The 1106-nt window shown below is 62.5% G+C and carries 2 protein-coding genes; one reads left to right on the top strand and one right to left on the bottom strand.

Annotated elements, in window-relative coordinates; genetic code table 11:
- The first annotated feature begins 219 nt into the window (after window positions 1-219).
- The gene (locus EN893_RS35130) at window positions 220-837 is read left to right on the top strand and encodes a LysE family transporter (protein WP_128362221.1); all 618 of its coding nucleotides are present in this window, start codon (window positions 220-222) and stop codon (window positions 835-837) included.
- A 24-nt stretch (window positions 838-861) separates the two neighbouring features.
- Here EN893_RS35130 and EN893_RS35135 read toward each other — a convergent pair.
- Window positions 862-1106, bottom strand: a 245-nt coding sequence (locus EN893_RS35135; RefSeq protein WP_245490969.1) for a LuxR C-terminal-related transcriptional regulator, incomplete at its 5' end; no start/stop codon positions are given.

The raw sequence follows: 1106 nt of genomic DNA on the forward strand, positions 1-1106 counted from the left end.
ACGGATTTTCGCCAAGACCGAAACCCGCCAGCAGAGTGAACTGGTGGCGCTGCTCAAGAGCACCGAACCGCTCACCGGGCGCAGGTAGCAACCTGGTTTTTGGAACCCGACAGTCGGCATATGCCGACTGTCGGAGGCAAAGCATTCCGTGCAAGTTCCGCCCTCGATTGCAGCGGCCCGCCTTGAGGCGGCGGGCCGCTGCCGATGCGGGGAAAGTCGATGTTCGAAACCGGACACGCCGTGGTGGCGGGGTTGCTTCCGTTCGCCATTTCCTATGCGCTGGTGGCAATGCTGCCCGGCGCCAACTTCGCCGTCGTCACGCAGGCCGCGCTAACCGCTTCGCGCGCCACGGCTCTGTCTGCCGCCGCCGGTGTTGCCTTGGGCGCGAGTTCGCTGGCGACCATCGTCGCGACTGGCGCCGGAGCGTTGCCGTCAGGGGGCTTTGCACACCAGATGGCCGCCAGCCTCTACGGTGCAATGCTGGTCTTCATCGGTTGGAAGTCGATGCGGCGGGCGCTGTCGATCAAGGTTGGCTTCGACGTGCCGAAGCCCGTTCCAATCACGCGATACTTTCGGCTGGGCTTTGTCACGGCAGTGGCAAACCCTGCCACCGCATTGTTCTTCGCGTCCTCCACACTGAACTTGGATGCGCGCGGGGCAATGCACCTATCCTTGGCTGTGCTGGTTTTTGCCATTGCCATCGCCTGGTTTGGCCTTCTCGGCCTTTGTATTTCCCAACCGGTCGCCCAGCGATTTTACGCACGTTTTCGAAAGCATGCAGACATCGTATTGGGAGGAACTCTGGTGGCGCTCGGCTTCTCCGCATTTGGACATTGAGCGACAGGTGTATGCGCCCACTTGTCAGCCGCGGTTGGGCAGCTCCACGTTCTTCAGCAACGCCACGAGCTGGCTTTGCTGGCGGGTTCCGGTCTTGGCGAAAATCCGTTCGAGATAGGTGCGGCCGGTCTTTACCGTGATGTTGGACGCTGCCGCGACCTCCTTCAGCGAGCGTCCCGATGCCAGTTCCGTCGCCAGGCGGGCTTCGGCCGGCGTCAGGTCGAATAGCTCGCGGACATACAACTCGAAGCCGTCGGGAATACGGCGGG

The sequence above is a fragment of the Mesorhizobium sp. M7A.F.Ca.CA.004.04.2.1 genome (assembly GCF_004022825.1).
GTDB lineage: Bacteria > Pseudomonadota > Alphaproteobacteria > Rhizobiales > Rhizobiaceae > Mesorhizobium.